General features: G+C 63.6%; 26 protein-coding genes and 1 tRNA gene. 9 read left to right on the forward strand and 18 right to left on the reverse strand.

What is annotated here, in order from left to right:
• Positions 1 to 163: 163 nt before the first annotated feature.
• From QN224_RS24835 to QN224_RS24845, 3 genes are all read right to left on the reverse strand, one after another.
• The gene (locus QN224_RS24835; protein ID WP_173510011.1) at positions 164 to 934 is read right to left on the reverse strand and encodes a Stf0 family sulfotransferase; all 771 of its coding nucleotides are present in this window, start codon (positions 932 to 934) and stop codon (positions 164 to 166) included.
• 519 nt (positions 935 to 1,453) lie between these two features.
• Positions 1,454 to 2,578: a GSCFA domain-containing protein gene (locus QN224_RS24840; RefSeq protein WP_283978788.1), complete on the reverse strand. Its 1,125-nt coding sequence runs from the start codon at positions 2,576 to 2,578 to the stop codon at positions 1,454 to 1,456.
• Positions 2,579 to 2,834: 256 nt separating this feature from the next.
• Positions 2,835 to 3,191 carry a hypothetical protein gene (locus tag QN224_RS24845; protein ID WP_173510009.1) on the reverse strand — a complete coding sequence of 119 codons (357 nt, stop codon included), beginning with the start codon at positions 3,189 to 3,191 and terminating at the stop codon, positions 2,835 to 2,837.
• Between the two features lie 482 nt (positions 3,192 to 3,673).
• On the opposite strand from QN224_RS24845, the gene QN224_RS24850 reads away from it, so the two are divergent.
• Positions 3,674 to 3,919 carry a hypothetical protein gene (locus tag QN224_RS24850; protein ID WP_283978789.1) on the forward strand — a complete coding sequence of 82 codons (246 nt, stop codon included), beginning with the start codon at positions 3,674 to 3,676 and terminating at the stop codon, positions 3,917 to 3,919.
• 93 nt (positions 3,920 to 4,012) lie between these two features.
• On the opposite strand, the gene QN224_RS24855 is transcribed toward QN224_RS24850, so the two are convergent.
• Together QN224_RS24855 and QN224_RS24860 are read right to left on the reverse strand one after the other, a co-directional pair.
• Positions 4,013 to 4,088: transfer RNA gene (locus QN224_RS24855), tRNA-Lys, on the reverse strand.
• The gene (locus tag QN224_RS24860; RefSeq protein WP_283978790.1) at positions 4,079 to 4,288 is read right to left on the reverse strand and encodes a hypothetical protein; all 210 of its coding nucleotides are present in this window, start codon (positions 4,286 to 4,288) and stop codon (positions 4,079 to 4,081) included. The genes QN224_RS24855 and QN224_RS24860 overlap by 10 nt, the downstream gene beginning before the upstream one ends.
• Before the next feature lie 50 nt (positions 4,289 to 4,338).
• Between QN224_RS24860 and QN224_RS24865 the strand changes: the two genes are divergently transcribed.
• Positions 4,339 to 4,743: an OsmC family protein gene (locus QN224_RS24865; protein ID WP_283978791.1), complete on the forward strand. Its 405-nt coding sequence runs from the start codon at positions 4,339 to 4,341 to the stop codon at positions 4,741 to 4,743.
• 365 nt (positions 4,744 to 5,108) lie between these two features.
• Here the strand turns inward: QN224_RS24865 and QN224_RS24870 are convergent, their stop codons facing one another.
• The 4 genes from QN224_RS24870 to QN224_RS24885 form a co-directional block, all read right to left on the reverse strand.
• Positions 5,109 to 5,918 carry an endonuclease/exonuclease/phosphatase family protein gene (locus tag QN224_RS24870; protein WP_283978792.1) on the reverse strand — a complete coding sequence of 270 codons (810 nt, stop codon included), beginning with the start codon at positions 5,916 to 5,918 and terminating at the stop codon, positions 5,109 to 5,111.
• Between the two features lie 71 nt (positions 5,919 to 5,989).
• Positions 5,990 to 6,907 (reverse strand): PhzF family phenazine biosynthesis protein, encoded by a 918-nt coding sequence (locus QN224_RS24875; protein WP_173510007.1) that lies wholly within the window; start codon positions 6,905 to 6,907, stop codon positions 5,990 to 5,992.
• A 417-nt stretch (positions 6,908 to 7,324) separates the two neighbouring features.
• Positions 7,325 to 7,999, reverse strand: coding sequence for a class I SAM-dependent methyltransferase (locus QN224_RS24880; RefSeq protein ID WP_283978793.1), 675 nt, complete (start codon positions 7,997 to 7,999; stop codon positions 7,325 to 7,327).
• Between the two features lie 196 nt (positions 8,000 to 8,195).
• A complete protein-coding gene (locus QN224_RS24885; protein ID WP_283978794.1) occupies positions 8,196 to 9,719 on the reverse strand; it encodes an FAD-dependent monooxygenase in 1,524 nt (507 codons plus the stop codon).
• Between the two features lie 185 nt (positions 9,720 to 9,904).
• Between QN224_RS24885 and QN224_RS24890 the strand changes: the two genes are divergently transcribed.
• Positions 9,905 to 10,732 carry a nickel-binding protein gene (locus tag QN224_RS24890; protein ID WP_283978795.1) on the forward strand — a complete coding sequence of 276 codons (828 nt, stop codon included), beginning with the start codon at positions 9,905 to 9,907 and terminating at the stop codon, positions 10,730 to 10,732.
• Between the two features lie 91 nt (positions 10,733 to 10,823).
• Here the strand turns inward: QN224_RS24890 and QN224_RS24895 are convergent, their stop codons facing one another.
• Complete coding sequence (locus tag QN224_RS24895; RefSeq protein WP_173510003.1) at positions 10,824 to 11,738, reverse strand: LysR family transcriptional regulator; 915 nt, start codon at positions 11,736 to 11,738, stop codon at positions 10,824 to 10,826.
• Positions 11,739 to 11,843: 105 nt separating this feature from the next.
• Here QN224_RS24895 and QN224_RS24900 point away from each other — a divergent pair, with 105 nt between their 5' ends.
• The gene (locus tag QN224_RS24900) at positions 11,844 to 12,833 is read left to right on the forward strand and encodes a zinc-dependent alcohol dehydrogenase family protein (RefSeq protein ID WP_283978796.1); all 990 of its coding nucleotides are present in this window, start codon (positions 11,844 to 11,846) and stop codon (positions 12,831 to 12,833) included.
• A gap of 47 nt (positions 12,834 to 12,880) precedes the next feature.
• Here the strand turns inward: QN224_RS24900 and QN224_RS24905 are convergent, their stop codons facing one another.
• The 7 genes from QN224_RS24905 to QN224_RS24935 all read right to left on the reverse strand — a co-directional run bounded on the left by QN224_RS24905 (position 12,881) and on the right by QN224_RS24935 (position 20,300).
• Positions 12,881 to 13,309, reverse strand: coding sequence for a GFA family protein (locus QN224_RS24905; RefSeq protein ID WP_283978797.1), 429 nt, complete (start codon positions 13,307 to 13,309; stop codon positions 12,881 to 12,883).
• A 170-nt stretch (positions 13,310 to 13,479) separates the two neighbouring features.
• The gene (locus tag QN224_RS24910) at positions 13,480 to 15,213 is read right to left on the reverse strand and encodes an adenylate/guanylate cyclase domain-containing protein (protein ID WP_283978798.1); all 1,734 of its coding nucleotides are present in this window, start codon (positions 15,211 to 15,213) and stop codon (positions 13,480 to 13,482) included.
• Positions 15,214 to 15,323: 110 nt separating this feature from the next.
• A complete protein-coding gene (locus QN224_RS24915) occupies positions 15,324 to 16,127 on the reverse strand; it encodes an alpha/beta hydrolase (protein WP_283978799.1) in 804 nt (267 codons plus the stop codon).
• Positions 16,128 to 16,180: 53 nt separating this feature from the next.
• Entirely contained in the window at positions 16,181 to 16,930 is a 750-nt protein-coding gene (locus QN224_RS24920; RefSeq protein ID WP_283978800.1) for an NUDIX hydrolase, read from the reverse strand.
• 2 nt (positions 16,931 to 16,932) lie between these two features.
• On the reverse strand, positions 16,933 to 18,039 hold the full coding sequence (locus tag QN224_RS24925) for an endonuclease/exonuclease/phosphatase family protein (protein WP_283978801.1): 1,107 nt from the start codon (positions 18,037 to 18,039) through the stop codon (positions 16,933 to 16,935).
• Positions 18,040 to 18,424: 385 nt separating this feature from the next.
• A complete protein-coding gene (locus tag QN224_RS24930; RefSeq protein ID WP_283978802.1) occupies positions 18,425 to 19,345 on the reverse strand; it encodes a 2-dehydropantoate 2-reductase in 921 nt (306 codons plus the stop codon).
• 175 nt (positions 19,346 to 19,520) lie between these two features.
• Positions 19,521 to 20,300 carry an SDR family oxidoreductase gene (locus QN224_RS24935; RefSeq protein ID WP_283978803.1) on the reverse strand — a complete coding sequence of 260 codons (780 nt, stop codon included), beginning with the start codon at positions 20,298 to 20,300 and terminating at the stop codon, positions 19,521 to 19,523.
• 278 nt (positions 20,301 to 20,578) lie between these two features.
• On the opposite strand from QN224_RS24935, the gene QN224_RS24940 reads away from it, so the two are divergent.
• From QN224_RS24940 to QN224_RS24960, 5 genes are all read left to right on the forward strand, one after another.
• On the forward strand, positions 20,579 to 21,271 hold the full coding sequence (locus QN224_RS24940) for an adenylate/guanylate cyclase domain-containing protein (protein ID WP_283978804.1): 693 nt from the start codon (positions 20,579 to 20,581) through the stop codon (positions 21,269 to 21,271).
• 139 nt (positions 21,272 to 21,410) lie between these two features.
• Positions 21,411 to 22,055 (forward strand): lysophospholipid acyltransferase family protein, encoded by a 645-nt coding sequence (locus tag QN224_RS24945; protein ID WP_283978805.1) that lies wholly within the window; start codon positions 21,411 to 21,413, stop codon positions 22,053 to 22,055.
• Positions 22,052 to 23,002 (forward strand): phosphatidate cytidylyltransferase, encoded by a 951-nt coding sequence (locus QN224_RS24950; RefSeq protein WP_283978806.1) that lies wholly within the window; start codon positions 22,052 to 22,054, stop codon positions 23,000 to 23,002. Before QN224_RS24945 ends, QN224_RS24950 begins: the two co-directional genes overlap by 4 nt.
• Complete coding sequence (locus tag QN224_RS24955; protein ID WP_283978807.1) at positions 22,999 to 23,394, forward strand: hypothetical protein; 396 nt, start codon at positions 22,999 to 23,001, stop codon at positions 23,392 to 23,394. Before QN224_RS24950 ends, QN224_RS24955 begins: the two co-directional genes overlap by 4 nt.
• Positions 23,391 to 24,035, forward strand: a complete 645-nt coding sequence (locus QN224_RS24960) for a CDP-alcohol phosphatidyltransferase family protein (RefSeq protein ID WP_283978808.1) — start codon at positions 23,391 to 23,393, stop codon at positions 24,033 to 24,035. The genes QN224_RS24955 and QN224_RS24960 overlap by 4 nt, the downstream gene beginning before the upstream one ends.
• 21 nt (positions 24,036 to 24,056) lie before the next feature.
• On the opposite strand, the gene QN224_RS24965 is transcribed toward QN224_RS24960, so the two are convergent.
• Positions 24,057 to 25,511 carry a PLP-dependent aminotransferase family protein gene (locus tag QN224_RS24965; RefSeq protein ID WP_283978810.1) on the reverse strand — a complete coding sequence of 485 codons (1,455 nt, stop codon included), beginning with the start codon at positions 25,509 to 25,511 and terminating at the stop codon, positions 24,057 to 24,059.
• Positions 25,512 to 25,559 lie beyond the last annotated feature (48 nt).

Consider the following 25,559-nt stretch of genomic DNA (forward strand, 5'->3'; position numbering starts at 1 on the left):
CGTATCCGAGGGGTGTCGCCGGTTAACACGGCACCGGCAGCAAAGCTATGCCCCCCCGCATGCACGAACGCCCGGGTAACCAGAAATGTTGGGGGAAGATGGCGGCCGCGCAAATCATCGCGGAAGTTTCCTCGCCACTCGAGTCAGCTCGTGCCAATCGCCGCTAAAACGCGAACGGATACCGCGGCTCGAGCTTCCCGGTCGCCAGTTTCGCGAAATTGCGCATCTTGCCGGGAATGTGCTCGCGACGGTCATAGGCCCTGAGCAGGTCTCCAGACCGGCAATCCTCGTTGAAGCGGGCGATCCACTCCTCGGTGAGGCCGTCGCGCTGAATGACCATCCGGGTCTCGGCCTTCTCGGGCGGGGCAACGTGCAGGTGTTCGGCGATATGCGTGATGAAGGGGCTCGGGTCGCCGGCCAGATCCTCATAGACAAATTCGGCGAACGGCGCGCCGAGGAGCTCCAGATAGCTCTGCCAGAAATTGTAGCTTTCGCGGATGTAGAAGAAGCAACGGGCGATCTGTTCGAAATCGTAGTGCGGCTCGGCCTTCGCTCCTCGATGAGCGGCAAAGGCGCGCGTCTGCCTTGCCCGGGCAAAGGAAATCGCCTGCCTCAGAGTGTCTTTCCGGCGAAGGAAGACGAGCGCCGTTTCGTGTTCGCAAAGGCAATGGCGGATGAAATCCCGGCCGTAGCGCTCCTGCGTCACGAAAAGCTGGTTCGGAAAGATCTTCATGCCGAACGCCCCGTTCGGGGTCGAGCACTTGCCGATGATTTCCCCGAAGAAGGCGTCGAAGGACAGCGCCGTGGTATCAAGACGATGGGCCTTCGGAGCCAGCCACTCGGCCGGCAATCCCATGCCGCCGGAATGGCCAAGGAGAGTACTCAGCCAGCTGGAGCCGCTTCTTGCTTCGGAGAGGATCAGATATCCGCGCATCAGGTTCCCAATATTAGGTTTCGCTAAATGCGCCGCTAAGGATCAATCTGGGCAATTTTTCGCCGCACGAGCCCGATTTTCCGGAAAAAGCGGGCGCGCAATGGCTGCCCCGCGCAAACGTGCAACACCGCGCGGTCCTGCTTCGAGCCAGGAACGATTGTTCGATCGGCGGCCTAACGGCCGAATCGGTGCACCGCAGCCGCGAGCGGGAGCGCCAGGCGCCGCGTTGTTCCTCTCTCGATTCAGTGCTATATTCAAGCTGTTCGATCGCGGGTGCCGGCACCCCTCCGTAGATCGTTCGCCTCGAGCGCGCTCGGCCCAAACGAGCGCGCTTTCGCGTTTGTGGCGGCAGGATAGAAACATGCAGCAATTCAGCTGCTACGGCGTCTTTGCGCGTCCGACTGGACGCGCGGCGTTGTAGATCATTTCATTGATTCAATGACACAGCGGAATGATCTAACGCTTTGAAATGACGCAACTCCGGACGGAAGACCGTTACACAGTTTTCCTGGAATTGCGCTAGCGAGACTTCGCTTTCGACGCCGCCCCCTTGCCGACAAGGCGCCTGACGGCGGCGGAGAAATTCGAGGCAAGCCTGGCTCTCGAGAAAAGGGCATGGCCGTCCAGGGTCCTCGCCGATTGCAGCCGGGCGGCCCTCAGCGTCTTCTCGGCCTGGTCGATCGTCAGGTCGGTGTCGCAATAGGTCGCCTGAAACAGGTTCATGACCGCGGGCACGATCATGTTCTGCAGGTGTCTGCCGTCCTCCACGAAACGGTTCGGAAACGTCTCGTTCACGATCTCGTAGGCGGGGAAATAATAGAGGCGGCCCGCCCATTCATCGCCGCGATCGCGAATCGTCTCGTCTACGGCGGCCCGAATGATCGCCTTGGATGCCGAGTTGGCCGTCAGGCAGGCGACTGGCCGGAATGTTGCGACGAGCGGGATCGGCGAGACGGTGACGACGATCTTCGCCCGAGGCACGTGTTTGCCGATAAGATCGATGATCTCCTGAATGCAGGCCTTCGTTTCGCCGAAGCTGCAAACCCGGAACTTATGCCGGCTCGGATCGTAGTGCTTCATCGGAACGGCACGCCAGAAAACGCCGCCGGTCAGCTCGTCGTACCAGATTTCCGACAGGCCGAACGTCAGGATGAAGACGTCCGTCTTCAGGAACACGTCCCGGGTGCGCGTCCGGATCTCTTCCGTCAGGTCGAACTCTTCGGCCTTGTAGCCGTGCCAGAGGTTTGTCGGCGGTGCCACGCCTTCGAGCGCCCAGCGGAACTGCTGGACGATCGAATGGACATTGACCAGCCCCTCGCCCATCGACGAGATGTAGATGTCGCGATCTCGGTTCTTGGATACATCGAACCCCAGCTTCGCAAGATGCTTGCTGATGTTCTCGGCAAAGCACGAGCCGAAGGCGGTAACGTTCGTCGTGGGAGAGATGAACGGCTTATCCGGGGTCCAGCCCTTCAACAGGAATCGCGACGCAAAGTCGTCTTTCACGTGATCGGAGCCGTACGGATTGAAGTTACTGGCACTGCCCCGGAAAAAGGAAGACCCCATTTTTTTGGGCGCCTCTCCCGCCGGGACGACGGAGACCGTCTCCTGGAAACCGGAATGGTCTATCGCCTTGATCGACATGATTGCCCCCTTGCCACATGGCCGCGCGTGGACCTTAGTGAAGTGGCCTTTGTGAGGCAACAGCCGTCGCGCTACTGCATGTTCCCTTAAGTCGTTGCCGATTTAAGGATGAAAACATGCAGCAATTCAAAGTGCTACAGCGCCCTGTGCGCGTCCGATAAGACGCGCGGCGCTGTGGAGCGGCAACGAGCGGAATTGCGCCCTGCCCGATGGCATAAATGGAAATGGCGGGCCGAGTTGGGCGCTTCACTATACTCTAACCACGGATAACCCAAGCCCCAAGCACAAGCAGGATAAGTGGCGGGCCCAGCAGCATCCCGCCGAAAAGCCAAGCCGTTTTCTGTAGCTGCCTGCCGGTTTGAAGTCGGCTTTCGATCTCATCGGGCACGACAATGCTCCCGCTTCCAGATGCAGCGGCCCTTTCCCTTATGGACGCCACCTCCTTCTCGGCTTTCCAGCCGTCGGCGATCACTGCCCAGCCCTTGACGAAGATGGAGCTTCCATCGGTCACGCCTCGCCGCCGTCCTTCGACTTCCACGTAGACGACCAATGTCAGTACCCAAAGCGCAGAAACGATCAACCACAGTCGAAAGAGGCCACGTAGGATATTCATCTTGTGCCCTACCTCACGACCGAGGATAGCACAGCGGCGAATGGCGACCAGATCATTTCATCGTTTTCACTGAACAGTGAGATGATCTAACTCTTTGAAATGACGCAATTCCGGAGGGAAAACCGTTACACGCTTCTGCTGGATTTGCTTCAGTCCGTTCAATTCAGACCGCCACCCAGACGCGCAACAAAACGCTGCGGGAACGACGCACGGCAATGAAGCTCAACGCTCATAGCGCGACGTCCAACCACGGCTGATGCCACGGCTCGCCAGACACCCCGCGATATAAAGCTCCCCTCAGATGCGCCGCTTCCGCCAACGGTTTCCTGATCCTCAAGATCACCGCCGTAGTGATCAATCACGGCAGATCGTCGGGAATTTCGGTCGCGGAAACGGGCTCTTCGGCCTCGGGCATCTAGAGTCAAGATGGCTTTCGATTATTCAAACTCGCTGCTACAGTCCGCGTGGGCTGGAGATACGCGATGGCACGGAAGAGAAAGAAACCGAAGCAGATTACGGGCGCGAATTCCAAATATGCGAAGCCATACAACCCTAATGCCTATCGGATCAACACCAGAGGCTTGCGCGGTCGTCTTCGGGGTAAACGCATTCTCGCCGACCTAACTGCGGACCCGGACCAGTATCGCGACAACCGCGAACCAGTCTACCCAGGACCGACCATACCGAAGCCGCTCAGAGCCTACCCCTGGGAAGGTACCAAGCGCTGACATCCGGAACTCGAGATCCTTGCCTCAAGCTTCGCCGGCGGAGTATCTGTGTTTCAGCTTCTTACAGAAGCAATCAGTTTCAGTGAGAAAAACTGGTGGGTGATCACGGGCTCGAACCGTGGACCCGCTGATTAAGAGTCAGCTGCTCTACCAACTGAGCTAATCACCCGTCCAGAACCGCGTCGCTGCGGTCTGGAGGGGCGTATAATGGCCTTCGTCCGGCTTGTCCAGCACCCTTTGCAAAATTTTCGGGAAATTTTTCAAAGGCTCATCGCATGGCGGCGAAGCCGGTGATGCGGGGGCGTGGACGATGCCGTCTACCGCTTTTCCCTCGTTGGGGCGGCGCCGCGGCTGCGCAAAACCGCTCACGCTTGGCTCCGTCCCGCTCTAAACTCCACCTCTCGACAGGAGGAAAGACGATGGCGTCCATGACGGTTGAACTGCGCAATGTCGAAGGCACGGAGGCGGCGATCGGCTGGGCCGGGAGCCATACGGTCGTCGTCGACCGGCCGGAGGGCAAGGCGGGCGGACGCGGGCTCGGCTTCAACGGCGCGCAGCTGCTGGCGCTGGCGCTTGGCGGCTGCTTCTGCAACGATCTGCGTTATGCCGCGCACCAGATGGGCTCCGCCCTCGGCAAGATCGCCGTCAGCGTTACGGTCGAGCTCGAAGGCGAGCCGCTGCTGACAACGGCCGCGGCCATGTCGGTCAGCTGCGAAACGCTCGACGGGTCCGATCCGCAGGCGATCATCGATCGCGCCAAGGCTATCTGCATGGTTGCCAACACGCTCAAAAAGGGCGTTCCGGTGGAGATCCGGTCGGCTTAAGGATTGAAAACCATGCAGCACTTCAAAGTGTTGCATCAACTTTTGCGGGCGCGGCCACCCCACCCACCTCATTCCTGTGCTTGTCACAGGAATCCAGCCACGGCGCGTCCGCGCCGTGAATGAAGTGGCCTCCAGTATTCGAGACGGACGAGACGTGATCCGGTGTCCCGTGGGTTAACCCGCGATCATTCGCGCCCTCGAGGAGTCTCCCGCGCCGCAGACGCGGCGCTGCTGGATTCCTGTGACAAGCACAGGAATGAGGAACGAAGCAAAACCTTCCCGTACCGCTACCAACGAGGCGCAGTGTGCTGTCTTGTACCGTGCGCGCCCGGAAAGACGCACGGCGCTGTCGCCCCGCCACTCGCCTACCCAACCTCGACGAACAGCGCCCGGTGGTCCGAAGCCTCCGGCTCTTCGACCACGTCGAAACGGTTGACCTTCACCTCCGGCGTCACCAGCAGGTAATCGGCGAAGCGGTTCTCCTTCTCATAATAGGAGGTCCGGGTATCCGTGAAGCCGCGTGACGTCACGAGATCGGTAAGCCCGAGCTTCCCCAGCACCTCGAAAGTCTCGCTTCCCGGCAGGACGTTGAAGTCGCCGCAGACGACCAGCCTTTCGTCGTTGCGCCTCACCCGCTCCACCAGCCCGACCAGCGCCTCCGCCTGTGCCCGGCGCGCCGGCGTGTCCCCCTTGCCGGCAATGTCGCGCAGGCCATGCATATGGGCGATGGTGAGGGTGAAGGCGTCCCCGTAGGTCATCAGCCGGAGGCAATGGGCGTTTCGCGCACGCGGATGCGCCCCCCAGCCATCCGCCGAAAAGCCGCCATGGACGAAGTCGAGCGCCTGCCCGATGACGGCAAGCGACTTGCGCACGAAGGTCGCGAGCCCGAACTCGGAGAGGATCCGCTCCCCGCCATCGAAGAGCTCGCCCCGCGCCGTGGGGCAATAGAACGCGTCGTGCCCGGGAAGAACGGCGGCGATCTCATCGAAGAGGTTGGCGCGCTGCGGCAGTTCGAGACGACGGTCGCGATAGACCAGCCAGTCGGCCGTCGAGCCGGTCGTGCGTGTTACCTCCTGCAGGCAGAGAACATCCGCATCGCTGTCGGCGAGGTAGCGGATCAGCGGCGCATGCACGCGGCCGCCCCATGCGTTCAGCGAGATTATGCGCAGTGCCATGGCCTCCCTCCGCGCACCCCGAACATGCGCCTGTGTAGCGGTTTTCCGTTCGGAATTGGTAGCTTCAAAGACTAGATCGCCAGTTCGCCGCTCGCGACCTTCACCGCATGGCCGCCGATGCGGGCGGTCGCGATCTTGCCGCCGGCGATGTCGAGATGCAGGTGGATGAAGGACGGGCGGCCCATCTCCACCCCCTGCTCGATCAGGATCGGGTGGTGCCCGTCGACCAGTTCGTCGAAAAGGTGGATGGCGCCCGAAAGGGCGGCGGCGGCCGAGCCGGTCGCCGGATCCTCGACCGCGCCCATCTCCGGCTTGAACATGCGGGCGTGGAAGCGCGCCATGTGGTTGATGCCGCCGCGACAGTAGAGATAGGCGGCGGCGAGCCGTCCTTCGGCGAGCGGCGCAAGCTGCTCCCAGCGTTGCGCGTCGAATTCCACCGCCGCCACCGCGCCGACATCATGCAGCGGCACCATGACGAAGGGCACGCCCGCGCTCCAGAATGAGATCACATGATTCTCGAAACCGATCTGCGTCGCCTTCAGGCTGAGCGCATCGGCGATCTCGTGCTTGTCGAAGCGCGCCTCGAGCCGGCTCGGCTTGCGCGGCAGGTCGAACTCCGCGAATGCCGCCTCGCCCGGCTTCAGCCGCACGGCAGAGCGCACCGGACCCACCCGCTCCTCCAGCACCTGCATGAGGTCGAGCGCCTTGCCGGAGTCGCCATGCGCGGCCTCCGCCAGCGCCACCGCCGCGCCGACGGTCGGATGCCCGGCGAAGGGCAGCTCGTGTGCCGGCGTGAAGATTCTCAGCCGCGCCGAATGAGCGGCACTTCCCGGCTGCTGCAGGAACACCGTTTCCGAAAGATTGAATTCCTGGGCGATCGCCTGCATGGCCCCGTCGCTCAAGCCATCGCCGTCGAACACCACGGCAAGGGGATTGCCCTCCAGACGCTTCCGCGTGAAAACGTCGTAGATCGCATATCGCCGTGTCATCAATGCCCCCTCACCGGTACTGCACGCTTCCCTGGATCGGTCCCGATTTGAGGAAGCCATGCGGAAATTCAAATGCTGTAGCGGCGTCTGCGCGTCTGGTCAGACACACCGCGCCGTCGCGCGCATGCCCTTGAAGAACCGACCGGTCTTGTGAAGGAATCACGCGCGTTCCAGCGTCGTGCCGCACGCCCCGGAGCATCCATCCGCAGGCATTGCGGCACACTCCACCGAAGACCTTGCAATGCCGTGGCGCGGGCGGCAAGGCAAAAAGCATTGAACATGAACGCCGCCGCCCCGTTCCTGTCGCGAAAAGGATCGGCCTGACCTTACGTCAGCCAATCGATCGGATATAAGAAACATGGCACAACCGATTGAAAGAACGACGACGACTCTCTGCCTTCGATCCTTGTCGGGAAATCATCTGCCGGGATATCGATGAGCAGCCGCCTCCCTTCTGCGCCACGGCTCTTCGGTCACGTGCCGGAACACGCTGAACTGGAAGGATTGCCTCGATCCCCAAGGGGTCGTGTGCTCATGCCTGCGCGAGCTAACAAGCTTGAAGGCGCTGCCGAGCGTTTCGGCCAGGCTCTCCGGGCTGTAGCGCATCACCGGCAGGCCGCTGCAGCGCTCCGGCCCGTCCGGGCCAAAGGTCGCAATGATGGCGTGGCCCCCGGCTCTCAGGCCTTCGCTCAAATGCGCGACATAGGCGGCCCGGTCATGTTTCTCCGTGAGGAAATGGAACGCCGCCCGGTCGTGCCAGATCTCGTAGGCTGCCGTTGGCCGCCACGTCGTGACGTCCGCGACGATCCAGCGGACGCGTGCGGCGCGCTCGCCAAGCCGGCTTCTCGCCGCCGCGAGCGCGCCCTCCGACAGGTCCAGGACGGTGATGGCTCGAAATCCCCTGTCGCAAAGATGGTCCACAAGGCGCGAGGCCCCTCCGCCGATGTCGATGATAGAGGTCTCGGACGTCGCGCCGAGGACGGCGATCAGCTCCAGCGACGGCGCCGGATTTTCCTCGAACCAGCTAACCTCGTCCTCGCCCTTGCCGCGATAAACCTTCTCCCAATGGGCCCGACGGCTCTCACGCCTCATGTGCCCTCCTCCGCCCGGGAGGATGCCGACTAAATCGTCGTCCTCCGCGAACGCAAGCATTCCCGCTGCCGATCCATGATTCCCTAAATCGGAGCCGATTTGAGGGCAATGACGCGGCATTTCGACGTTTGGCGGCGCGGTGTCTGATCGGATGCGTGGCGCGCTGATGTACTTCTGGATCAGCCCGCAAAGTCATTCACGGCACGGACGCACCGGGCGAGATGGCGAACGCCTCGATATAGCGCAGGAGCGGCGCCGGATCCTGTGTCACCGTGGCCATCGCCACGTGGCCGTCCGGGCGCACGAGATAAATGGCGTCGCGGCCGAAGCCCGCCTCGGCGGCGGCCGGCGTGAAGGGGAAGGCGTGGACCGGTATTCCCGTTTTGGTCAGCGCCGCGCGGAAGGCCGGGCTGGCCGCGCCATAGACGTGAACCTGCCAGTCGAGCGACGAAAGCGGCGCGAAGTTGTCGCCCGACAACGCGTCGACGTAGGGCAGCCGATCGCCGCCGCGCACTTGGCCCGCCCCGCCGCGGTCGCGGTAGGTGATGCCGATCTGCGACACGATCCGGAACGCAAACCGCGCGCCCGCGGGCGTCGCGACCAGCAGGGCGATCATCCGGGGCATGAGATAACGGCGCCAGAGGCCCGCGAGCACCGAGCGGCTGGTCAACACCCGGAACGCCCGGTCAGTGCTTGCGACCAGCCGCCGGGCGAAGGCGATCCGCTCCGGCTCGTAGCTGTCGATGAGCCGCGCGTCCGCGCGACCGCCGACAACGGCGGCGAGCTTCCAGCCGAGGTTCACCGCGTCGCCGATCCCGGTATTCATGCCCTGGCCGCCGGCGGGGCTGTGGATATGGCCGGCGTCGCCGGCGATAAACACCCGGCCTACGCGAAAACGCTCGGCGACGCGATGGTGCAGGCGATAGGTCGAGAACCAGTTGACGGCCTTGACGGTGACGCCGGTGATCCGCTCGACCTCGGCACGGATCGCCTCGAAAGTGATCTTCTCCTCCGCCGTATTTTCTGCCGGCACGATGCCGATCAGCCGCACCGAACCCGACTGGCGCACCGGCAGCACGATTGCGAAGCCGTGCGCATCAAGGCACACATTCAGGCCGTCGCGGGCGATTGTACCCTCCACCTCGACATCGGCGACATAGAAGGACTGCTCGTAGGTGCCGCCCGGAAAGCCGAGCTTCAGGCCGTGGCGCACCGTGCTGCTCGCGCCGTCTGCCCCGCATAGATAGGCGGCCCGGATGACCTCGCCGGCGCCGTGCTTCACCACCGTCGCCGTCACGCCCGCCGCATCCTGCTCGAAGCTCATGAGTTCGGCGCGCCGCTCGACCGCAACGCCCGCCCTTTCGAGATGCCGGACCAGAATGCGTTCGTGAATGTCCTGCGGCAGCGCGAAGGCGAAGGGGTAACGGCTGAGCCCCGCGCCGAAATCGCCGAGCTTCAGCGTCGCCGCGATGCCTGACGGCGTGCGCACGGCAAGCCGCTCGACACGGATGCCGGCGGCGAGCACATCGTCGACGATGCCCAATTGGCGATAGAATTCGAGCGTGCGCGCCTGCACCGCGATCGCGCGCGAGGTCTCGCCCGGCCCGGACGCCTTGTCGATGATCCGGAGATCGACGCCGAGCCGCCTCAGCCACAGCGCCAGCACCAGCCCCGTCGGCCCTGCCCCGACAATCAGCACCTGCGTCGCGGAAGTCTTCATAGACCTGCCTTGCCTCCGTGGACCGCCCCCGAACAGAAGCCACTTTGAACTACTTCATGGATCTATACAGCCGCAAGCAACGAGCCTTGCGGTGACCGAGCGACATGGGGACTTTAGCGATTGCTCAACAATCGGATCGCACATAGACTGCAAAGCGCGATATGAGGTAACAGCGGGGGGCGATAGTGGCCATTTTCATGGACCGGCATGACCTCAAGGGATACTCGGCGGCCGATGTCGCCGAGGCGCATCGCAAGGATCTCGAAATCCAGGATCAATACGGCGTAAAGTTCCTCACCTACTGGTTCGACCAGCAGCGCGGCACCACTTTCTGCCTCATCGACGCCCCGGACAAGGAAACCGCGCAATGCGTGCATCGCGAGGCACATGGCCATGTTGCCGGCGAGATCGTCGAGGTCGCGCTTTCGGCGGTCGAGGCTTTTCTCGGTCGCATCCAGGACCCAGAGCCGCCCGCCGGCCATCCGCAGGACGATAAGGACTGCGGGCATCGCGCCATCATGTTCACCGACATTGTCGGTTCCACGGAAATGACGGCGCGCCTCGGCGACCGCATGGCAACCGAACTGGTCAGGGCACACGATTCGATCGTGCGCAGGTGCCTGAACGATTTTGGCGGGCGCGAGGTGAAGCACACCGGCGACGGGATCATGGCATCCTTCGCTTCGACGAAGCACGCCGTTGATTGCGCAACGGCGATCCATCGCGATTTCCGGCGCTACAACAGCGGAAACGCCGAACCGATTCACGTCCGCATCGGCCTCGACTGCGGAGAGCCTGTCGAGGACAGCAATGATCTCTTCGGCACCACCGTACAACTCGCGGCCCGCCTGTGCTCGGCTGCCGCCGCGGATCAGACCCTCGTCTCGGAGAATGTCTATCGCGAGCACGGCAGCCCGGACGCCTTTACCGCGACGAAGCGCCGGCGGCTCAAAGGGTTTTCCCGACCCGTTGCAGCATTCCAATGCGCCCCGGCAGTGTCTGGACCACGATGAGTTCGGGTCGCCCATCATGATCACAGCCGAGCACGCTTCCCCGATGAAATGAAACAACGGCCGCGCTCGTCTACCGTAAGGCCCCGCCCCCTTACGTCATGAATCTCGGCAACGCAGCCGCCAGCGCGTCGACCGCATATCGCACCTTCAGCGGCAGATGTGGTGTCTGCAGCCAGAGCGCGTAGTTGTCGTAGTGAAGTCCCGGCTGATCGGCGAGCAGCGGCACAAGTGCGCCCGCCTGGAGGCGCTCGCGAACGAGCCACCCCGGGAGCCAGGCGAGCCCCATCCCGGCGACTGCGGCGTCGGCGATTGCATCGAGGTCGTCGAGGCGCAGACGGTTGATCGGCGTCACCTCCGCCGGGGCGTGATCGCTGCGCGGAAACAGCCATGGGCGAACCCGGCCCGACCGGCTGTAGATGATCCCATGGTGCCCGCCGAGATCCTCGATCTGCCGTGGCGCGCCGTGCTTCGCGAGATAGGACGGCGAGCCGCAGACGACCATGTGATGGCGCGCTATGCGACGCACGATCGTCCCGGCCCTGTCATCCAGATTGCCGGTACCGGCCGAAAGGCTGCGGATCGCGAGATCGTAGCCGTCCCCAGCGAGGTCGGCGAAGTGATCGCTGAACGACAGGTCGAATTCGAGCGCCGGATGTCGCCTCGCAAGCTCCAGGAGAATGGGGACGACACAGCGCCGGCCGAACAGCGCAGGCATGGTGACCCTGAGCCGTCCGCGCGGCTCGGAGAGCTGATCGGCGGCGAGCGCATCCGCGGCCTCGGCTTCGGCAAGGACCACCCGGCAACGCTCGTAATAGGCCCGCCCGAAATCCGTCAGGCTCTGGCGCCGCGTCGTGCGGTTCAGGAGGCGCACGCCGAGCCGCTCTTCCAGGAACCGCACATGCTTGCCGACCATCGGTCCGGACAGGTCGAGCGCGGTCGCGGCGGCGGCGAACGAGCCGAGGTCAACGGCTTTGACGAACACGGCCATGCTCGCAAGGCGATCCATATTGAGAACTCCTGGTTTCTACTGTTCTGCCTCGAAGTCTATTTATCCCGCCCATAGGCGACTGGCATAGCCTTTATTCAGTTCAATTGTTTTGGAGTTATATCGATGGTCCGCGTCGTTCGCTTTCATGAGCTTGGTGGTCCCGAGGTTCTGCGCATCGAAAACGTCGATGTGCAGGGACCTGGTCCGGGTGAGGTTCAAATCCGGGTCAAGGCGCTCGGGCTCAACAGGGCTGAGGCGCTGCTGCGCTCGGGCACCTATATCGAGACACCGGTGCTGCCCTCCGGCCTTGGCCTCGAGGCGGCAGGCATCGTCGAAGCGCTCGGTGAAGGGGTCGACGGCTTCGCGCCGGGGGATGCCGTCAGCATCGTGCCGCCGCCGTCGATGGTCCGCTGGCCCGCCTATGGCGAACTGGCCAGCTTTCCGGCGAGGCTCGTCGTCAAGCACCCGCCGTCGCTTGGCTTCGAGGCGGCCGCCGCCGTCTGGATGCAATATCTCACGGCCTATGGCGCTTTGATCGACATTGCCGGGCTGCGCAGCCAGGATTTCGTCGTCATTACCGCCGCATCGAGCAGCGTCGGGCTCGCCGCGATTGAGATTGCCAACGTCGTCGGCGCAACCACGATCGCCGTCACGCGGACGTCCGCCAAGAAGCGCGCGCTCTCCCAATTGGGCGCCGCCCATGTCATCGCTTCCGCCGAAGAGGATCTGGAAGCCCGGCTGAAGGAGATCGCCGATCCGGCGGGCGTGCGCGTGGTGTTCGATGCGGTCGGCGGCCCTTCCTTCGAGCCTCTGACGGAGGCGATGTCACAGGGCGGCATTCTCATCGAATATGGCGGCTTGAGCCCCGAGCCGACCCCCTTCCCGTTGTTGAGCGTGTTGAGCAAGCGCCTGACGCTGCGCGGTTACCTCGTGCACGAGATCATCGGCGACCCGGCGCGGCTCGCGGCCGCCAAAAGCTTCATTCTCGAAGGGCTGACGTCCGGTTCGCTCCGGCCGGTGATCGCCAGGACCTTTCCGTTCGACGAGATCGTCGAGGCGCATCGCTTCCTGGAGTCGAACGAACAGTTCGGCAAGATCGTCGTCACGGTTTGATCGTGGAAGAGATTGCTCGTGCGACACGGACCGCGCTCGGGACAGGCTCAATCGTCAGGGAATTCCGCGTATTGCGGCAGGTCGTCGGTGATGTGGAACCATTCCGCCTTCGACCCGACGAAGATATGCGCCGAAGGGCGGATCGTCGGCGCATCCACGAGCGTGCCGAGCGTGACGTGCGCGTAGGCTCCCTCGCGCACGACGGAAAAGAGCAGCGAGCCGCAGGCCGCGCAATGCACGTCATGCGCCTCGCTCTCGTCGCCATAGATCAGGGTCGCATGCCCGCCCCGAACGAGATCGAGTTCCCCGCGCTTGACGCCGGCGAACGGCTTGAAGGCCGAACCGGTGGCGCGCCGGCAGTTCGAGCAATGGCAGTTCATCGCATATTCGAACCGGTCCGCCACCCGGTACTCGACAGCCCCGCACAGACATCTGCCGGTCAGCATCCTGGCGGTGCCGGAATTCGCATCGGCCATGGCCTTCTCCTGTCCGTAAGCGCTACGCTGTTCCTTGAATCGCGACGATTCAGGGACAAAAAATGCGGCAATTCAAGGTGCTACAGCGCCCCTCCCGCGACGCACGGCGCTGCAGGCTACATGAGGCTTTGGCAGATCCGCAACTGACTCGCGCGGGCGACCGCCCCCCTTCACGCCGGCAGGCCCGCCTTCAGCAAGCCCTCCCGGAACATCTGGCGCTGCTCCGAGAGCTCCAGGAGCAGGCCGCGCGTGATGAAGTCTTCCGTCGAAAAATCCGGCCACAGCTTCAGAAGGCGCGCCTTCGCCTCCTCGGTCGCGGCCGCGTTTCCGGCCTGCGCATAGCAGGCGACAAGGCGCGCGCAGGTGAATTGGCCGGGATTGGGTTGCTCCTTGAGCGCCGCCGCCGCTTCTTCGTATCGCCCGAGTATATAGAGGGTGTTGCCGAGGGTCACACTATACCATTGCGGCGGGAAGGGATTGAGGCGTAAACCCTCGTCGATCCACTGCATCGCCTCCACGAGCCTGCCGCGCCGCGCAAGCAGCCCACCCATCTGCACCATCGTGTTCGCATCGTTGGGGTTCAGCTGACAGGCGCGGCGATAATGCCGTTCCGCCAGCTCGAAATCCCGGCGAAAGTAATGCATGAGACCCAGCAAGCGCTCGCAGCCGCTTTCGCCTGCGTCGAGCCGCACCGCCTTTTGCGCAAGCGCCAGCGCCGCGTCGAGAATATCGGCCGGCGCGTTGGCGTAGCCGTGAAGTGCCAGTCTCGCTAGTGCCAGATATGCGTGGGCGAGCGCGAATTGCGGGTCGCGTTCGACTGCCGCCTCGAACATCATGCGGGCCTGTTCGTTGTCGTCGGCGCCATAGCCGCGGATATGCACCAGCCCGCGCAGGAAGAATTCGTAGGCCGCAAGACTCGTCGTCGGCTTGCGCAGCGCCTGTCGGACATCGGCGCTCTCGATCTGCCCGACGAGCGTCGAGACGATCATCCGCGTCACCTCGTCCTGGACGGCGAAAATATCGGTGACGCTGCGGTCGTAGTGTTCCGACCACAGATGCGTTCCGCTTGCGGCCTCGATGAGCCGCGCCGTGATGCGCATCCGTTCACCCGACCGTCGAACGCTGCCCTCGACCAGATAGGTGGCTGAGAGCCTTTTGCCGATTTCCTTGAGCCCCGCATCCTTCCCGCGAAAGCTGAAGGATGAACTGGCGGCGACGACGGACAACGAACGAAACCGGGCAAGGCCGCTGATGATGTCCTCGGTGATGCCGTCGCTGAAAAAATCCTGGTCCGGCGAGCCGCTGAGGTTCTCGAACGGCAGAACGGCGATCGACGTTCGCGCCGCCGCCGAAGACGTGGATGACCCGACCGTTGGCGCGTCCTTCCAGTGCCAGACGTGCACGGGCCGCGCGATGTTCTTCAGCACTATCTCGCCGCCGTCCCAAAAGGCCGAACAATTCTTTATGCCGAGTTGCCGATGGACGACATCGGCGATGCATATGCCGCCCGGCCCGGCGGTTGCCTCCAGGCGAGCGGCGACGTTGACGCCGTCGCCGAACAGGTCATCGCCCTCGATGACGACATCGGCGAGATTGATCCCGATCCTGAAGAGGATGCGGTCGTCGATCGCCACGTCCTTCTGATCGGACGCCAGTTCTTCCTGAAGCGATATCGCGCAGTCCACCGCGTCGACCGCCGAGCTGAAGACGACGAGCGAGCCGTCGCCCATCAGCTTCACGATGCGGCCGCCGCGTGCGGCGATGTTCGGAGCGACTATGGAGCCTTGCAAGCGCTTCATCGCGGTAAGCGTGGAGGTTTCGTCGGCCTCCATCAGCCGCGAGTAGCCGACGATATCGGTGGCCATAATAACCGCAAGTCGCCGCTCGACGCGCTCGTTCGCCATCCCGCCATCTCCACACGCAGTACGTTGTACTTTAGCCCTCTCTCACGGACGTCGAAAGAGGCAACGGAGTGGGATCGGAGATCCCGGCAATCGCCGCTGCCTGACGGGCTCTATCGCCTCAGCGCCTCCACGAAGCGGATCACATGGCCGACCGTACTTTCATTCCAGATGTCGTTGTGGCCCAGGCCGTCGTAGATCACTTTTTGCTTCGGCTCGGGAGCGATGCGGTACAGGGCCTCGCCCGAAGACAGCGGGATGCTGCCGTCAAGTCGACCGTGGATGAACAGCTTCGGTTGTTTCACCTTTGTAATAGTGAGGTCGGAACGGAAGGGATCCTTGAGCAGAAGCGCAACCGGATAGAACGGATAATGCGTCTGCGCGACCGAAAGAACCGAGAGGTATGCGGACACGAGGATGACACCGACGGCGGGCCTCTGCGCGGCCGTGTTCACGGCGACGCCCGAGCCGAGCGAACGGCCCAGCACAATGATCCCGCTTCTGGAGCGCCCTGAAAGCCAGTCGAACGCGGCGATGCCGTCGGTCAGTAGCCCCTCCTCGCTCGGGGAGCCGGTCGATCCCGGATAGCCGCGATAGGAAATCGCCAGCAATCCAATGCCGCGCGCGGCCAGCGCCTGTGCAAGAAAGTCGTAATTGTCGACCCGGTCACCGTTTCCGAAGAAGAGCAGCACGGCCGGCTTGTCCGCGTCGCCCTGACTGTAGAGTCCATGAAGCGTCTCTCCGTCCGGCGTCTTGATGTATGCGTTTTCGCCCCAACGCGACTGCTCTGGCGCAAGGGTAGCGCTCACGCCGGGATACAGGAGGGCGCGCTGCGAAAAATACACGAAGCCCACAAGCGACACATAGGCGAAGATCGCCATCAGCGGCAGGATCAGCAGGAGTTTTGTGGCGCTCACGGCAGCATGCCCCACCGCTGGTTCGTCAAAGCATAGAATTCAATTTGAGCGTTTTAGGGATCGGCCGGTCCGCCGTTCTTCGCAAAAAACCACTCGAGAATCGCCGGGAAGAAGTCCGGATAGTTGTGCGCCTCAGGCTCCGGCCCGCGGATCGCCACGGCCTCGTCGATTTCCGGATGCGGGTCGGTCGAGACATGCCTGGCAACCAGCGAAACGAGCTCGTCGGCCGTCGCCGCCAGCCGGTGGGTGCGGAATACGACGACAGTCCCCTTCATGTGCACCGCGTGATAGCCGGGCTCGGCTGTCGCCTCGGAGAGCTCGATGCCCGTCTCCTCCCGCACCTCACGCGCAATATTGCCGTCGATATCACAACGTCCGTCGACGATATCCTCGGGCTCCAGTGAACCGCCGGGGCTGTAGACGCGTCCGGCATTGGCCGTGTGGCTCCCCATGCGGATGGCGATCATCGCGCCGTCGGACGAAAGCAGCATCGGCATGGCGAAGATATGCAAGGCCCCGGGCGCGCGGCTCTTGCGCCACCAGAGGAAGGTCGAATAGGGCACGACATGGGCGTTGGCGACAATGCGCCCGTCCTCGATGCGGATCGCCCGCTGCAGCACCATCCTGCCGTCGAAGAGATGCGGGTTTGCGGCAATCTCGCGCTGCCAGCTTTCCTGCGCGCGTTCGACCTCGGCCAGGTGGAACGGATGCGGGTCCGGAGAAACGTCGATCCCGACAGCCGAGACCGGGAAAACCGTGCCCTCGGCGGGCCACTCTGCGCGGTTGCTTTCAAGAAGGTTCATGGTCAGATATCCAGTGTCATCGCGACCGGGCAATGGTCGGAGGCCTTCGGCCGGTCCCAGCCGGTGCGCGGGTAGCGCTCCACCTCCTGCCCGGCCGGAAAGATCGTCCGGAACGGCTGGCCGGCGCGGATGATCTCCGGCACACGGCTCGCGTTGCGGCTCGCGAGCGCCGGCGACAGCCAGATATAGTCGAGCTGGCAGAGATGCCGCTCCTCGGGCCCCCGGCTGTGAAACAGGGTCCAGCGGTCGAGCACCGGCCGGCGCAGCATCGGGTTTTCGACAAAGCCGTCCATGGTGAAGACGTCGAGCGCGCTTGTCTCCTCCTCGCTCGGCACGAATTCATAGCCGTTGCGCCGGTCGCCGCGGATCGCCACCTTCTCCTGGTAGTCGTTCATGTCGCCGCAGATCGCGAACATCTTGTCGGCCGTGCGGCCCCGCCCGAAGCGGCTCTCGATGATATGGCGCACGGCCTTCGCCTCCGCCACGCGCAGCGGCATCGTGGCCTGCCGGCCGTCGAGCCCTTCGCGCGCCGGCCCCATCGACTTGAAATGCACCACGTAAAGCGTCAGCGGTCGGCCGCCGATCCTCAAATCCAGCTCCAGGCAGTCGCGCTTGAAGATGCGGTCGGCAGGCCGGTTGGTTTGCGCCAGCTCATCGTTGAAAAGGTCGAGGTCGGCATAGGTAAGCCCCGCATGGCTTTTCACCTCGAGGCACTCGATCGGCTGGCCGTCGCGCGTCTTCTCGCGCGTCAGCACGGCGACATCGATGCCACGCGAATCATTGCCCTCGATCAGGTATTTCTGCCGGTAGCCGTTGCCGACCATGCGGAACAGATAGCCGTATTCGAAGGCCTGCAGCGCCGCCATGTTGTCGGCCTCCTGCAGGCAGAGGATATCCGCGTCGCAGTCGGCGATGGCGAGCGCCGACATCTGCCGTGTGTCGTCGGTATGCGCGATGGTGCGCGCCTCTTCCAGCCGCTGATACTCCGCCTCGCTGCGGACTTCGAACAGCCTCAACACGCGATCCTGCTTCAACTGGTTGCGAAAGCCGGAGAAATCGAAACGGCTCATGAGGTTTTCGATATTGAAGGTAGCAAGGCGAAGCGACATCGGGCAATTCCGGTGAGAAATTGCCGCGGAGCTTACTGCATGATTCTTCAAATCGGAATCGATTTGAGGATAAAATCATGCAGCAATTCAAAGTTGCTACAGCGACCTTTGCGCGTTCGATCAAGCCAGCTTCGGCCTCATTGGCCACGGTACGGTAACGCATCTCCTCCTGCCCTCATTCCTGTGCTTGTCACAGGAGTCCAGCCAGCCGAAGTCCTTGGGCTGAAAAGACTCTTCCGCGCCGCGGACGCGGCGCTGCTGGATTCCTGTGACAAGCACAGGAATGAGGGTGAAAAAGTATCCGCCAATGCCACTACGCTTCTGTCGTGTACTCTGGAACCCGAAGCCGTGCGGCGTCATTGGGAGATCGCGCGATAGAGGCCCCTCACCGTGAAGGCGCACCGTTCGCGTAGAGATGCAGCGCCCGATAGACCGCCGTGTGGGCCGGGGTCGGCACTTCGAGTTCCTTTCCGAAGGAGTGCATGCGTCCCGACAGCCATTCTAGTTCGAGCCGCTTGCCGCGCTGAAGATCATTGGCCATGGAGGATTGCGTCTCGGGCGGCACCATTTGCCAGAGCGATGTCGTCTGCTGCACATAGCCGTCCGGCATCGGGTGGCCCTTGGCGGCGGCGATCGCCATGCCCTCGTCCCGCAATTGCTCCATGAAGATCCGGCCTTCCGGGTCCGCGATAATCGCCCCGATGCCCGAGCGCATCAGGCTGGTGCCGCCGGAAAAGGCGGCGAGCGTCACGAACTTCATCCACAGCACCGGATCGACGTCGTCGACCGCCTGGAACGAGATGCCCTCAGCCAGCCCGCAGGCATCGCGGAAGGCGGCGATCGCCGGGTCGTTGCGCCCGCCGACCGTCATCTGCGTCATCCCGCTCGTCTGCTTGATCAGCCCCGGCGCTTCGAGATAGGTGGAAATGTAGATGGCGCCGGCGACGACCTGCGCGCGTGGCACGGAACGCGCCAGGAGATCGACGCCATCGACGCCGTTCTGCAACGTCAGCACCGTCGTCTTCGGCCCGACCATCGGGAGGATGGCGGCGGCCGCCTCCTCGCTGTCGTAAAGCTTCACCGCGAAGATCACGAGATCGACGGTCCCGACTTCGGCGGGATCGTCCGTGGCGTTGACATTCGGCAGGCTGACGTCGCCGAGCGGGCTTTCGAGCCTGAGACCGTTGCTGCGCATCGCATAAAGGTGCTCGCCGCGTGCGATGAAAGTAACGTCTTCGCCCGCTTTCGCGAGCCTGAGGCCGATATAGCCACCGATGCCGCCCGAGCCCATCACCGCGATCCGCATGGCCTTTCCTCCTCGCGCTGCTGCAAATCAAACGGCTGCAGCGACCTTTGCGCGCTCAAGAAAAACGCGCGGCGCCGGAGCGGCCGAAAGCGCAAGATATCAGTTTCGCCCTGCCGCGGCACGGCCAAAGAATGCTTTGCCATCGTCCGCCTCCGCTGCCCCGCCTGCGCTCTCCTCAGGCGACGGACCAGCCTCCGTCGACGAGCAGGTTCAGTCCGGTGATCAGCGATGCTGCCGGCGAGGCCAGGAAGACGACGGCGCCGACGACATCGTCCGTGTCGCCGATGCGACCCAAGGGAATATGCCCGACCGTCTGCTCGTAGAAGTCCTTGTCGGAAAGCGCTGGCTTCGTCCCGTCTGTCCAGATGAAGGTCGGGGCAACGGTGTTGACGGTAATGCCGTGGCGGGCCCATTCGGCGGCGAGGCAACGGGAGAGGTGGTTGATCGCCGCCTTGCTCATGCAGTAGATCGCCTCGCCGCGAAGCGTCACCGTGCCCGCCTGCGAGCTGATGTTGATGATGCGGCCCGCCTTTTGCGCAATCATCTGCCGGCCGACGGTCTGCGTCATCAGGAACGTGCCCTTGACGTTGACGTTCAGGATTTCGTCGAGATCGGCCTCAAGGACATCCTCCGCCAGATTGCCGGGCGCGACGCCGACATTGTTGACGAGCACGTCGATCCGCCTAAACGTCGCGACCGCCTCGGCGACCGAGGCCTCGATATCGGCGCGCTTCGAAAGGTCGAGCTTGACGGGAAGGATCTTCCGGCCCATGTCCCTGATTTCCGCGATCAGTTCCGTCGACGCCGCAATGTCGCGCAGGCCGAGCACGATGTCCGATCCCGCAGCGGCGCACGCAAGGGCGCAGGCGCGGCCGATCCCGCGCGATGCGCCGGTAACGAATGTCACCTTGCCCGCCAAGCTGAAATCCGGCGCATGCTTGAGTTCGTTTCCCACGTTCGCCCCTCCTCCGCTTGATCGGCCGCGTCGGGCGCGCAGCGCCGGCGGCGGTAACACCTGTTCATTCTTGAATTCCCACCCGGACTATACCACCGCGCGCACGCGCCGCCGCTGGTTCCCTGTGACGAGCACAGGAAGAGGCCGGATCGGCGTTTCCACGGACCGGCCATTGGTTGCGTACTCAGATGTGGTAGAATCGCTTAGCGACGCAAAATGGGGCGGGCGACAAGATGTCGTTTTCTCAATCGAGGATTTGCAAGGGCTGCTGGGAGCAGATGCGTATCCCCGTACCCCTGCGCGGACCGGCTTCCATTCCCTTCCGCGCCTTTGGTATCCGCCCGAGCCGGATGAATCCGAACACCTGCACGATCTGCGAGCTCATGTTCACGCGCGTGATGAAAGCCCGCAAGATCACTGTTGACGTGTCTGTGCTTTTTGCAGACCTGAGGGGCTATACGACGCTTTCGCAGTCGCACTCGGCAGATGCCGTCTCGTCGCTGCTGGATGATTTCTACGACGAATGTGCCACGGCCATTTGGGAATTCGACGGCCTTCTCAACAAGACGGTCGGGGACGCGATCATGGCGATATTCAACTTTCCGATCCACCATCAGGACCACGCCGAACGTGCCGTTCTCGCTGCGCGGGAAATCCAGCGCCGCTGCCAATCGCGTCGTGAACGTCACCTGGCTGAGGGTGCCGGCCTGGGCGAAAGTGAACTCGGCGTTGGTATCGGCATCGACTCCGGCGAGGCCAGCTTCGGAGAGTTCGGCCGATCGCATCGCGACCTGACTGCGATTGGAACGGTGGTGAACACTGCCGCTCGCGCCCAGTCAGCGGCCGAAGCGGGGCGGATTCTCGTCACCAGGGCCGTTTGCGAGCGGGCGAAGAGTCAAACGGCCGAAAGCGAAGGCCGTGAATACCGCCTGAAAGGCTTCGATAAGCCGGTCGAGCTTTACGCCATCTGAGCATCGCCCCTGCATGCGCAGCCCTCAGCGGGGCCTTTTTTGCGCGCCCCGCCTTGCACCAAACAAGGCGTCTTCCCTGTCGCAATGGCCGTGCTACAGTCTGCGCATGCGTCATGGGGCTGGCGGGGGTGAAATCCGGATGAAGGCTTTGGTTGCGAAGGTCGCTGCGGCTGCCTTCGTTCTGTTTGCCCGCGCGATAACCGCGGTTCGCGCCATATGGCCGGAAGAGGGATTGCCGGCCAAACCCTGCATCTATTTCGCCAACCATTCGAGCCACGGCGATTTCGTGCTGGTCTGGGCCGTGCTGCCGCCGAGGCTCAGGCATCGCACCCGCCCGGTGGCCGGCGCTGAATACTGGCTGAAATCTCACACCAACGCCTTCATCGGACGCGACGTCTTCAATGCGGTGCTGATCGAGCGCGATCGGGAAAAGCGGACCGAGGACCCGATCGCGCTGATGGTCTCGGCGATCGATGCCGGCTCGTCGCTGATCGTCTTTCCCGAGGGTACGCGAAACCAGACCGACGAAAGGCTGCTGCCCTTCAAGAGCGGCATCTTCCATCTGGTCACCGAGCGCCCGGAGGTCGAGCTCGTGCCGGTGTGGATCAACAATCTCAACCGCGTCATGCCGAAGGGTGAGATCGTGCCGATTCCGCTGATCTGCACCGTCACCTTCGGCAAGGCGCTGCGCATTGACCCCGGCGAAGAAAAGGAAGCCTTTCTCGAACGGATGCGGGCCGCCCTGATCGCGCTCGCTCCGAAACCGGCAGGGAGCGGCGAATGACTGCGGCAGGCTCGGATCTCCTGACACTGGTTCTCGGCATCTTCGGCGTGCTGATCGCCGCGTCGGCGGTCGGCTACATGCTTGAGCAACGCCTCACGGCCGATGGACCGAACGCGGCGGTCGAAAACCTCAACGCCCGCATCCGGGCATGGTGGGCGATGGTCATCCTGATCGGCCTCGCCTTCATCGCCGGCCGCATCGGCGTCCTTGTCCTCTTCGCCTTCTGCTCCTTTGCGGCGCTCAGGGAATTCGTGACCCTGATCTACACCCGGCGCGCCGATCACTGGGCGCTCGCCTCTGCCTTCTTCCTCGTCCTGCCTATCCAGTATTACCTGCTCTGGGCCGAGGAATACGGCATCTTCTCGATTTTCATTCCCGTCTACGCCTTCCTGCTGATGCCGATCATCTCGGTGCTCCGGGGCGACACCGAGCGCTTCCTGCTTCGCGTCGCCGAGGTGCAATGGGCGCTGATGATCTGTGTCTTCTGCGTCTCGCATGTGCCGGCGCTGCTGACCCTCGACATACCGGGCTACGAAGGGCGCAACGTGCTGCTGATCGCCTTCCTGGTGATCGTCGTGCAGCTGAGCGATGTGCTGCAATATGTCTGGGGCAAGCTCTTCGGCCGCACGAAGATCGCCCCGAAGCTTTCGCCGTCGAAAACGGTCGAGGGCTTTGTCGGCGGCGTTGCCAGCGCCACGCTGATCGGGGCCGCCCTATGGTGGATCACCCCGTTCACGCCGCTCCAGGCGGGCCTCCTGTCGTTCATCATCACCCTCATGGGGTTCCTTGGAGGGCTCGTGATGTCGGCGATCAAGCGGGATCGCGGCGTCAAGGACTGGGGCAATCTGATCGACGGCCATGGCGGGCTGATCGACAGGCTGGATTCCGTCGTCTTCTCGGCGCCGATCTTCTTCCATATCGTGCGCTATTGGTGGTCGCTCTCATGAAATCCGTGTTGCGGGACTGGGCGGGAAGCGGCACGGTGCATGTGCTCTTCGCCTTTCTGGCCATGGGCGGATGGGCCGTCTTCGCCAACAGCGGTCACGCCATGCCGCAGCCGCTCTATTCCGGGCTCCTGCAGGGGGCGCTCTCGGCCGGTCTCACGCTTTTCCTCAAGTCCGTGATCGACGCGCTTTCGAAGCGCGTTAGCGGCGCGGGGCGTTTCTGGGCGCCGCCGCTGATCGCCTGTCTCGGCTCGGCGGGCCTGCTGGTGTCGCTCCACGCGCTCGGCGGAACGCCCGAGATACTCAAGACCGTCGCGATCCCGCTCCTGGTCTCGACAACCTATGCGTGGATCTATGCTTATTCGATTTCCCGGAAAAGAGGCGTTGAATCATGACTGAGACAGGCGATCGGCGGCCTCTCGCAAGCCGCAACACCCGCTGGGCGGGCGCGATTGCCCGATGGATGGCGTCGCGGACGATCACCCCCAACCAGATCTCCAAAGGCAGCATGGTGGCCGCGGCTCTCGCCGGCGGCGCGTTCATCCTGGCGGGCCAGAGCGCGGGCGGGATGAGGATCGTCTGCCTGCTCTCGGCGGCATTGTTCTGCCAGCTCCGGCTGCTCTGCAACCTCTTCGACGGCATGGTCGCCGTCGAGGGCGGCAAGGGCGAGCCGGACGGTCCCTTCTGGAACGAGTTTCCGGATCGCGTCGCCGACCTCCTGATCCTCGCCGGCATCGGTTACGGCATCGGCACACCCGGCCTCGGCTGGGCCGCCGCCGCCTTCGCCATCCTGACCGCCTATGTCCGCGAACTCGGCCGCGCCACCGGAATCCCGAGCGACTTCTCCGGGCCGATGGCGAAGCAGCACCGCATGGCAACGGTCACCGCCGCCGCGGTGATCTCCTTGCTCGAGCCCCTGTGGCAAGGCCACAACGAGGTGCTGACGATCGCGCTTTGGGCGGTCGCCCTCGGTGCGGCACTGACCGCGATCCGTCGCGGACGGACATTGGTTCGGCGCCTGAAAGAGGTCGGTTAGTACCGCATTGGGATCGGGGGGTCACGACGACAACGCAGGATGCAGTTCGTCGACCACGCGCTTGAGGCGCCGCACCCCCTCCTCTATTTCCGGCAGCTCCAGGCTGGCATATCCCAGCACGAGGCCGGCAGTGCCGGGACCGTCCGAGGCGGCGAACAAGGGGCCGATCGGGTAGAGACCCAGCCCGCGGGCAAGCCCGCGCTCGACCAGCAATTGCTCCCGTTCCCTCGGCAGGCCGCTCAGCCAAACGACGACATGCAGCCCGGCGTCCGCGCCCATGATCCGTATCCGGTCCGCGAAGGCCCGCTTCAGGGCGGACAGCAGGGCCGCCCTTCTTTCCCCGTTGCGGCGGCGCACGCGCCGCACATGCCGTTCGTATGCGCCGCTTTCGATGAGCGCGGCCAGAGCCTCCTGCTCCGCGGTCGGCGTATGCCTGTCCGTCAATCGCTTGGCGGTGGCAAAGGGGATGCGAAGAGCCATGGGCACGACGAGGTAACCGAGACGCAGCGTCGGCGAAAGCGTCTTCGAAACGGTTCCGAGATAGATGACGCGATCGGCGCCGTCCAACGTCTGCAGGGCGGGTATGGGCGCAATATCGAACCGATACTCACCGTCATAGTCGTCCTCGATGACGTAGGCGTTTCGGCGCCGCGCCCACGCCAGAAGCTCTTTCCGGCGGCCGACCGACATGACACTTCCGAGAGGAAACTGGTGTGAAGGCGTTACATATGCAAGCCGCCCCTCGCCCAGCCCGTCGGTTCGCATGCCCTCGTTGTCGACATCGAGCGGAACCAGTTCCGCGCCGGCCCCGATGAAGACGTGGCGGGCCGCGCCATAGCAGGGGTTCTCCACGACAACCCTGTCACGCGGATTGACGAACAGTCTGGCACAGAGATCGAGGCCCTGCTGCGATCCGTTTACGACGATGATCTGCTCCGGCTGGCACCGGAGACCGCGCGCTCTCCAAAGATAACCTTGCAAGGCTGTCCGCAGCGCCGGCGAGCCAGCCGGATCCGCATAGCGAAGACGCGCCGGCCGCCGCATGAGCGCGGCGTTCACTGCCTTCTTCCAGGCCTGGCTCGGAAAGTCGGACGAAGACAGATCGCCGTAGCGGAAGTCGATGGACAGCCTATCCAACGCCGGCCGGGTGGCGGCGGGCAGACGCATGATCCTGAGGCCGTAATCCGAAAGACCAGGATGCCGCGGGGCTTCATCGACGGGCGGACAAGCGGCGACATCGAGATCGACGTTCTTCGCGACCCTTGCGCGCGCGCCCTGATGGGTTTCGAGATAGCCTTCGGCGGCAAGCTGCTCATAGGCCGCCGTCACAGTCGTTCGCGAGACGCCCCACTCGGCGGCAAGGCCGCGCGTGGACGGCAGCCTGTCGCCCGGGCGGAACGTCGCGTCCCTGATCTGGCCCTTGATGGCATCGCAAATGCGCTTCAGGACGGTCGGTGCCTTCTCAGATTTCGCCATCAACTGGCCCAATGTTAAATGCAGAAACTGGCAGTCCACAATAGGCCA

It is taken from the genome of Sinorhizobium sp. 7-81 (assembly GCF_030124405.1).
GTDB classification, from domain to species: domain Bacteria; phylum Pseudomonadota; class Alphaproteobacteria; order Rhizobiales; family Rhizobiaceae; genus Sinorhizobium; species Sinorhizobium psoraleae.

What these genes read in the sequence shown, in the direction of transcription:
- QN224_RS24950 (WP_283978806.1), top strand. Translation starts at nt 22,052, where the DNA reads ATGACTGCGGCAGGCTCGGATCTCCTGACACTGGTTCTCGGCATCTTC.
- QN224_RS24870 (WP_283978792.1), bottom strand. Translation starts at nt 5,918, where the DNA reads ATGGCACTGCGCATAATCTCGCTGAACGCATGGGGCGGCCGCGTGCAT.
- QN224_RS24880 (WP_283978793.1), bottom strand. Translation starts at nt 7,999, where the DNA reads ATGAGGCGTGAGAGCCGTCGGGCCCATTGGGAGAAGGTTTATCGCGGC.
- QN224_RS24835 (WP_173510011.1), bottom strand. Translation starts at nt 934, where the DNA reads ATGCGCGGATATCTGATCCTCTCCGAAGCAAGAAGCGGCTCCAGCTGG.
- QN224_RS24925 (WP_283978801.1), bottom strand. Translation starts at nt 18,039, where the DNA reads ATGTCGCTTCGCCTTGCTACCTTCAATATCGAAAACCTCATGAGCCGT.
- QN224_RS24910 (WP_283978798.1), bottom strand. Translation starts at nt 15,213, where the DNA reads ATGGCGAACGAGCGCGTCGAGCGGCGACTTGCGGTTATTATGGCCACC.
- QN224_RS24895 (WP_173510003.1), bottom strand. Translation starts at nt 11,738, where the DNA reads ATGGATCGCCTTGCGAGCATGGCCGTGTTCGTCAAAGCCGTTGACCTC.
- QN224_RS24920 (WP_283978800.1), bottom strand. Translation starts at nt 16,930, where the DNA reads ATGAACCTTCTTGAAAGCAACCGCGCAGAGTGGCCCGCCGAGGGCACG.
- QN224_RS24945 (WP_283978805.1), top strand. Translation starts at nt 21,411, where the DNA reads ATGAAGGCTTTGGTTGCGAAGGTCGCTGCGGCTGCCTTCGTTCTGTTT.
- QN224_RS24940 (WP_283978804.1), top strand. Translation starts at nt 20,579, where the DNA reads ATGCGTATCCCCGTACCCCTGCGCGGACCGGCTTCCATTCCCTTCCGC.
- QN224_RS24955 (WP_283978807.1), top strand. Translation starts at nt 22,999, where the DNA reads ATGAAATCCGTGTTGCGGGACTGGGCGGGAAGCGGCACGGTGCATGTG.
- QN224_RS24865 (WP_283978791.1), top strand. Translation starts at nt 4,339, where the DNA reads ATGGCGTCCATGACGGTTGAACTGCGCAATGTCGAAGGCACGGAGGCG.
- QN224_RS24965 (WP_283978810.1), bottom strand. Translation starts at nt 25,511, where the DNA reads ATGGCGAAATCTGAGAAGGCACCGACCGTCCTGAAGCGCATTTGCGAT.
- QN224_RS24850 (WP_283978789.1), top strand. Translation starts at nt 3,674, where the DNA reads ATGGCACGGAAGAGAAAGAAACCGAAGCAGATTACGGGCGCGAATTCC.
- QN224_RS24840 (WP_283978788.1), bottom strand. Translation starts at nt 2,578, where the DNA reads ATGTCGATCAAGGCGATAGACCATTCCGGTTTCCAGGAGACGGTCTCC.
- QN224_RS24905 (WP_283978797.1), bottom strand. Translation starts at nt 13,309, where the DNA reads ATGGCCGATGCGAATTCCGGCACCGCCAGGATGCTGACCGGCAGATGT.
- QN224_RS24845 (WP_173510009.1), bottom strand. Translation starts at nt 3,191, where the DNA reads ATGAATATCCTACGTGGCCTCTTTCGACTGTGGTTGATCGTTTCTGCG.
- QN224_RS24885 (WP_283978794.1), bottom strand. Translation starts at nt 9,719, where the DNA reads ATGAAGACTTCCGCGACGCAGGTGCTGATTGTCGGGGCAGGGCCGACG.
- QN224_RS24875 (WP_173510007.1), bottom strand. Translation starts at nt 6,907, where the DNA reads ATGACACGGCGATATGCGATCTACGACGTTTTCACGCGGAAGCGTCTG.
- QN224_RS24960 (WP_283978808.1), top strand. Translation starts at nt 23,391, where the DNA reads ATGACTGAGACAGGCGATCGGCGGCCTCTCGCAAGCCGCAACACCCGC.
- QN224_RS24930 (WP_283978802.1), bottom strand. Translation starts at nt 19,345, where the DNA reads ATGCGGATCGCGGTGATGGGCTCGGGCGGCATCGGTGGCTATATCGGC.
- QN224_RS24900 (WP_283978796.1), top strand. Translation starts at nt 11,844, where the DNA reads ATGGTCCGCGTCGTTCGCTTTCATGAGCTTGGTGGTCCCGAGGTTCTG.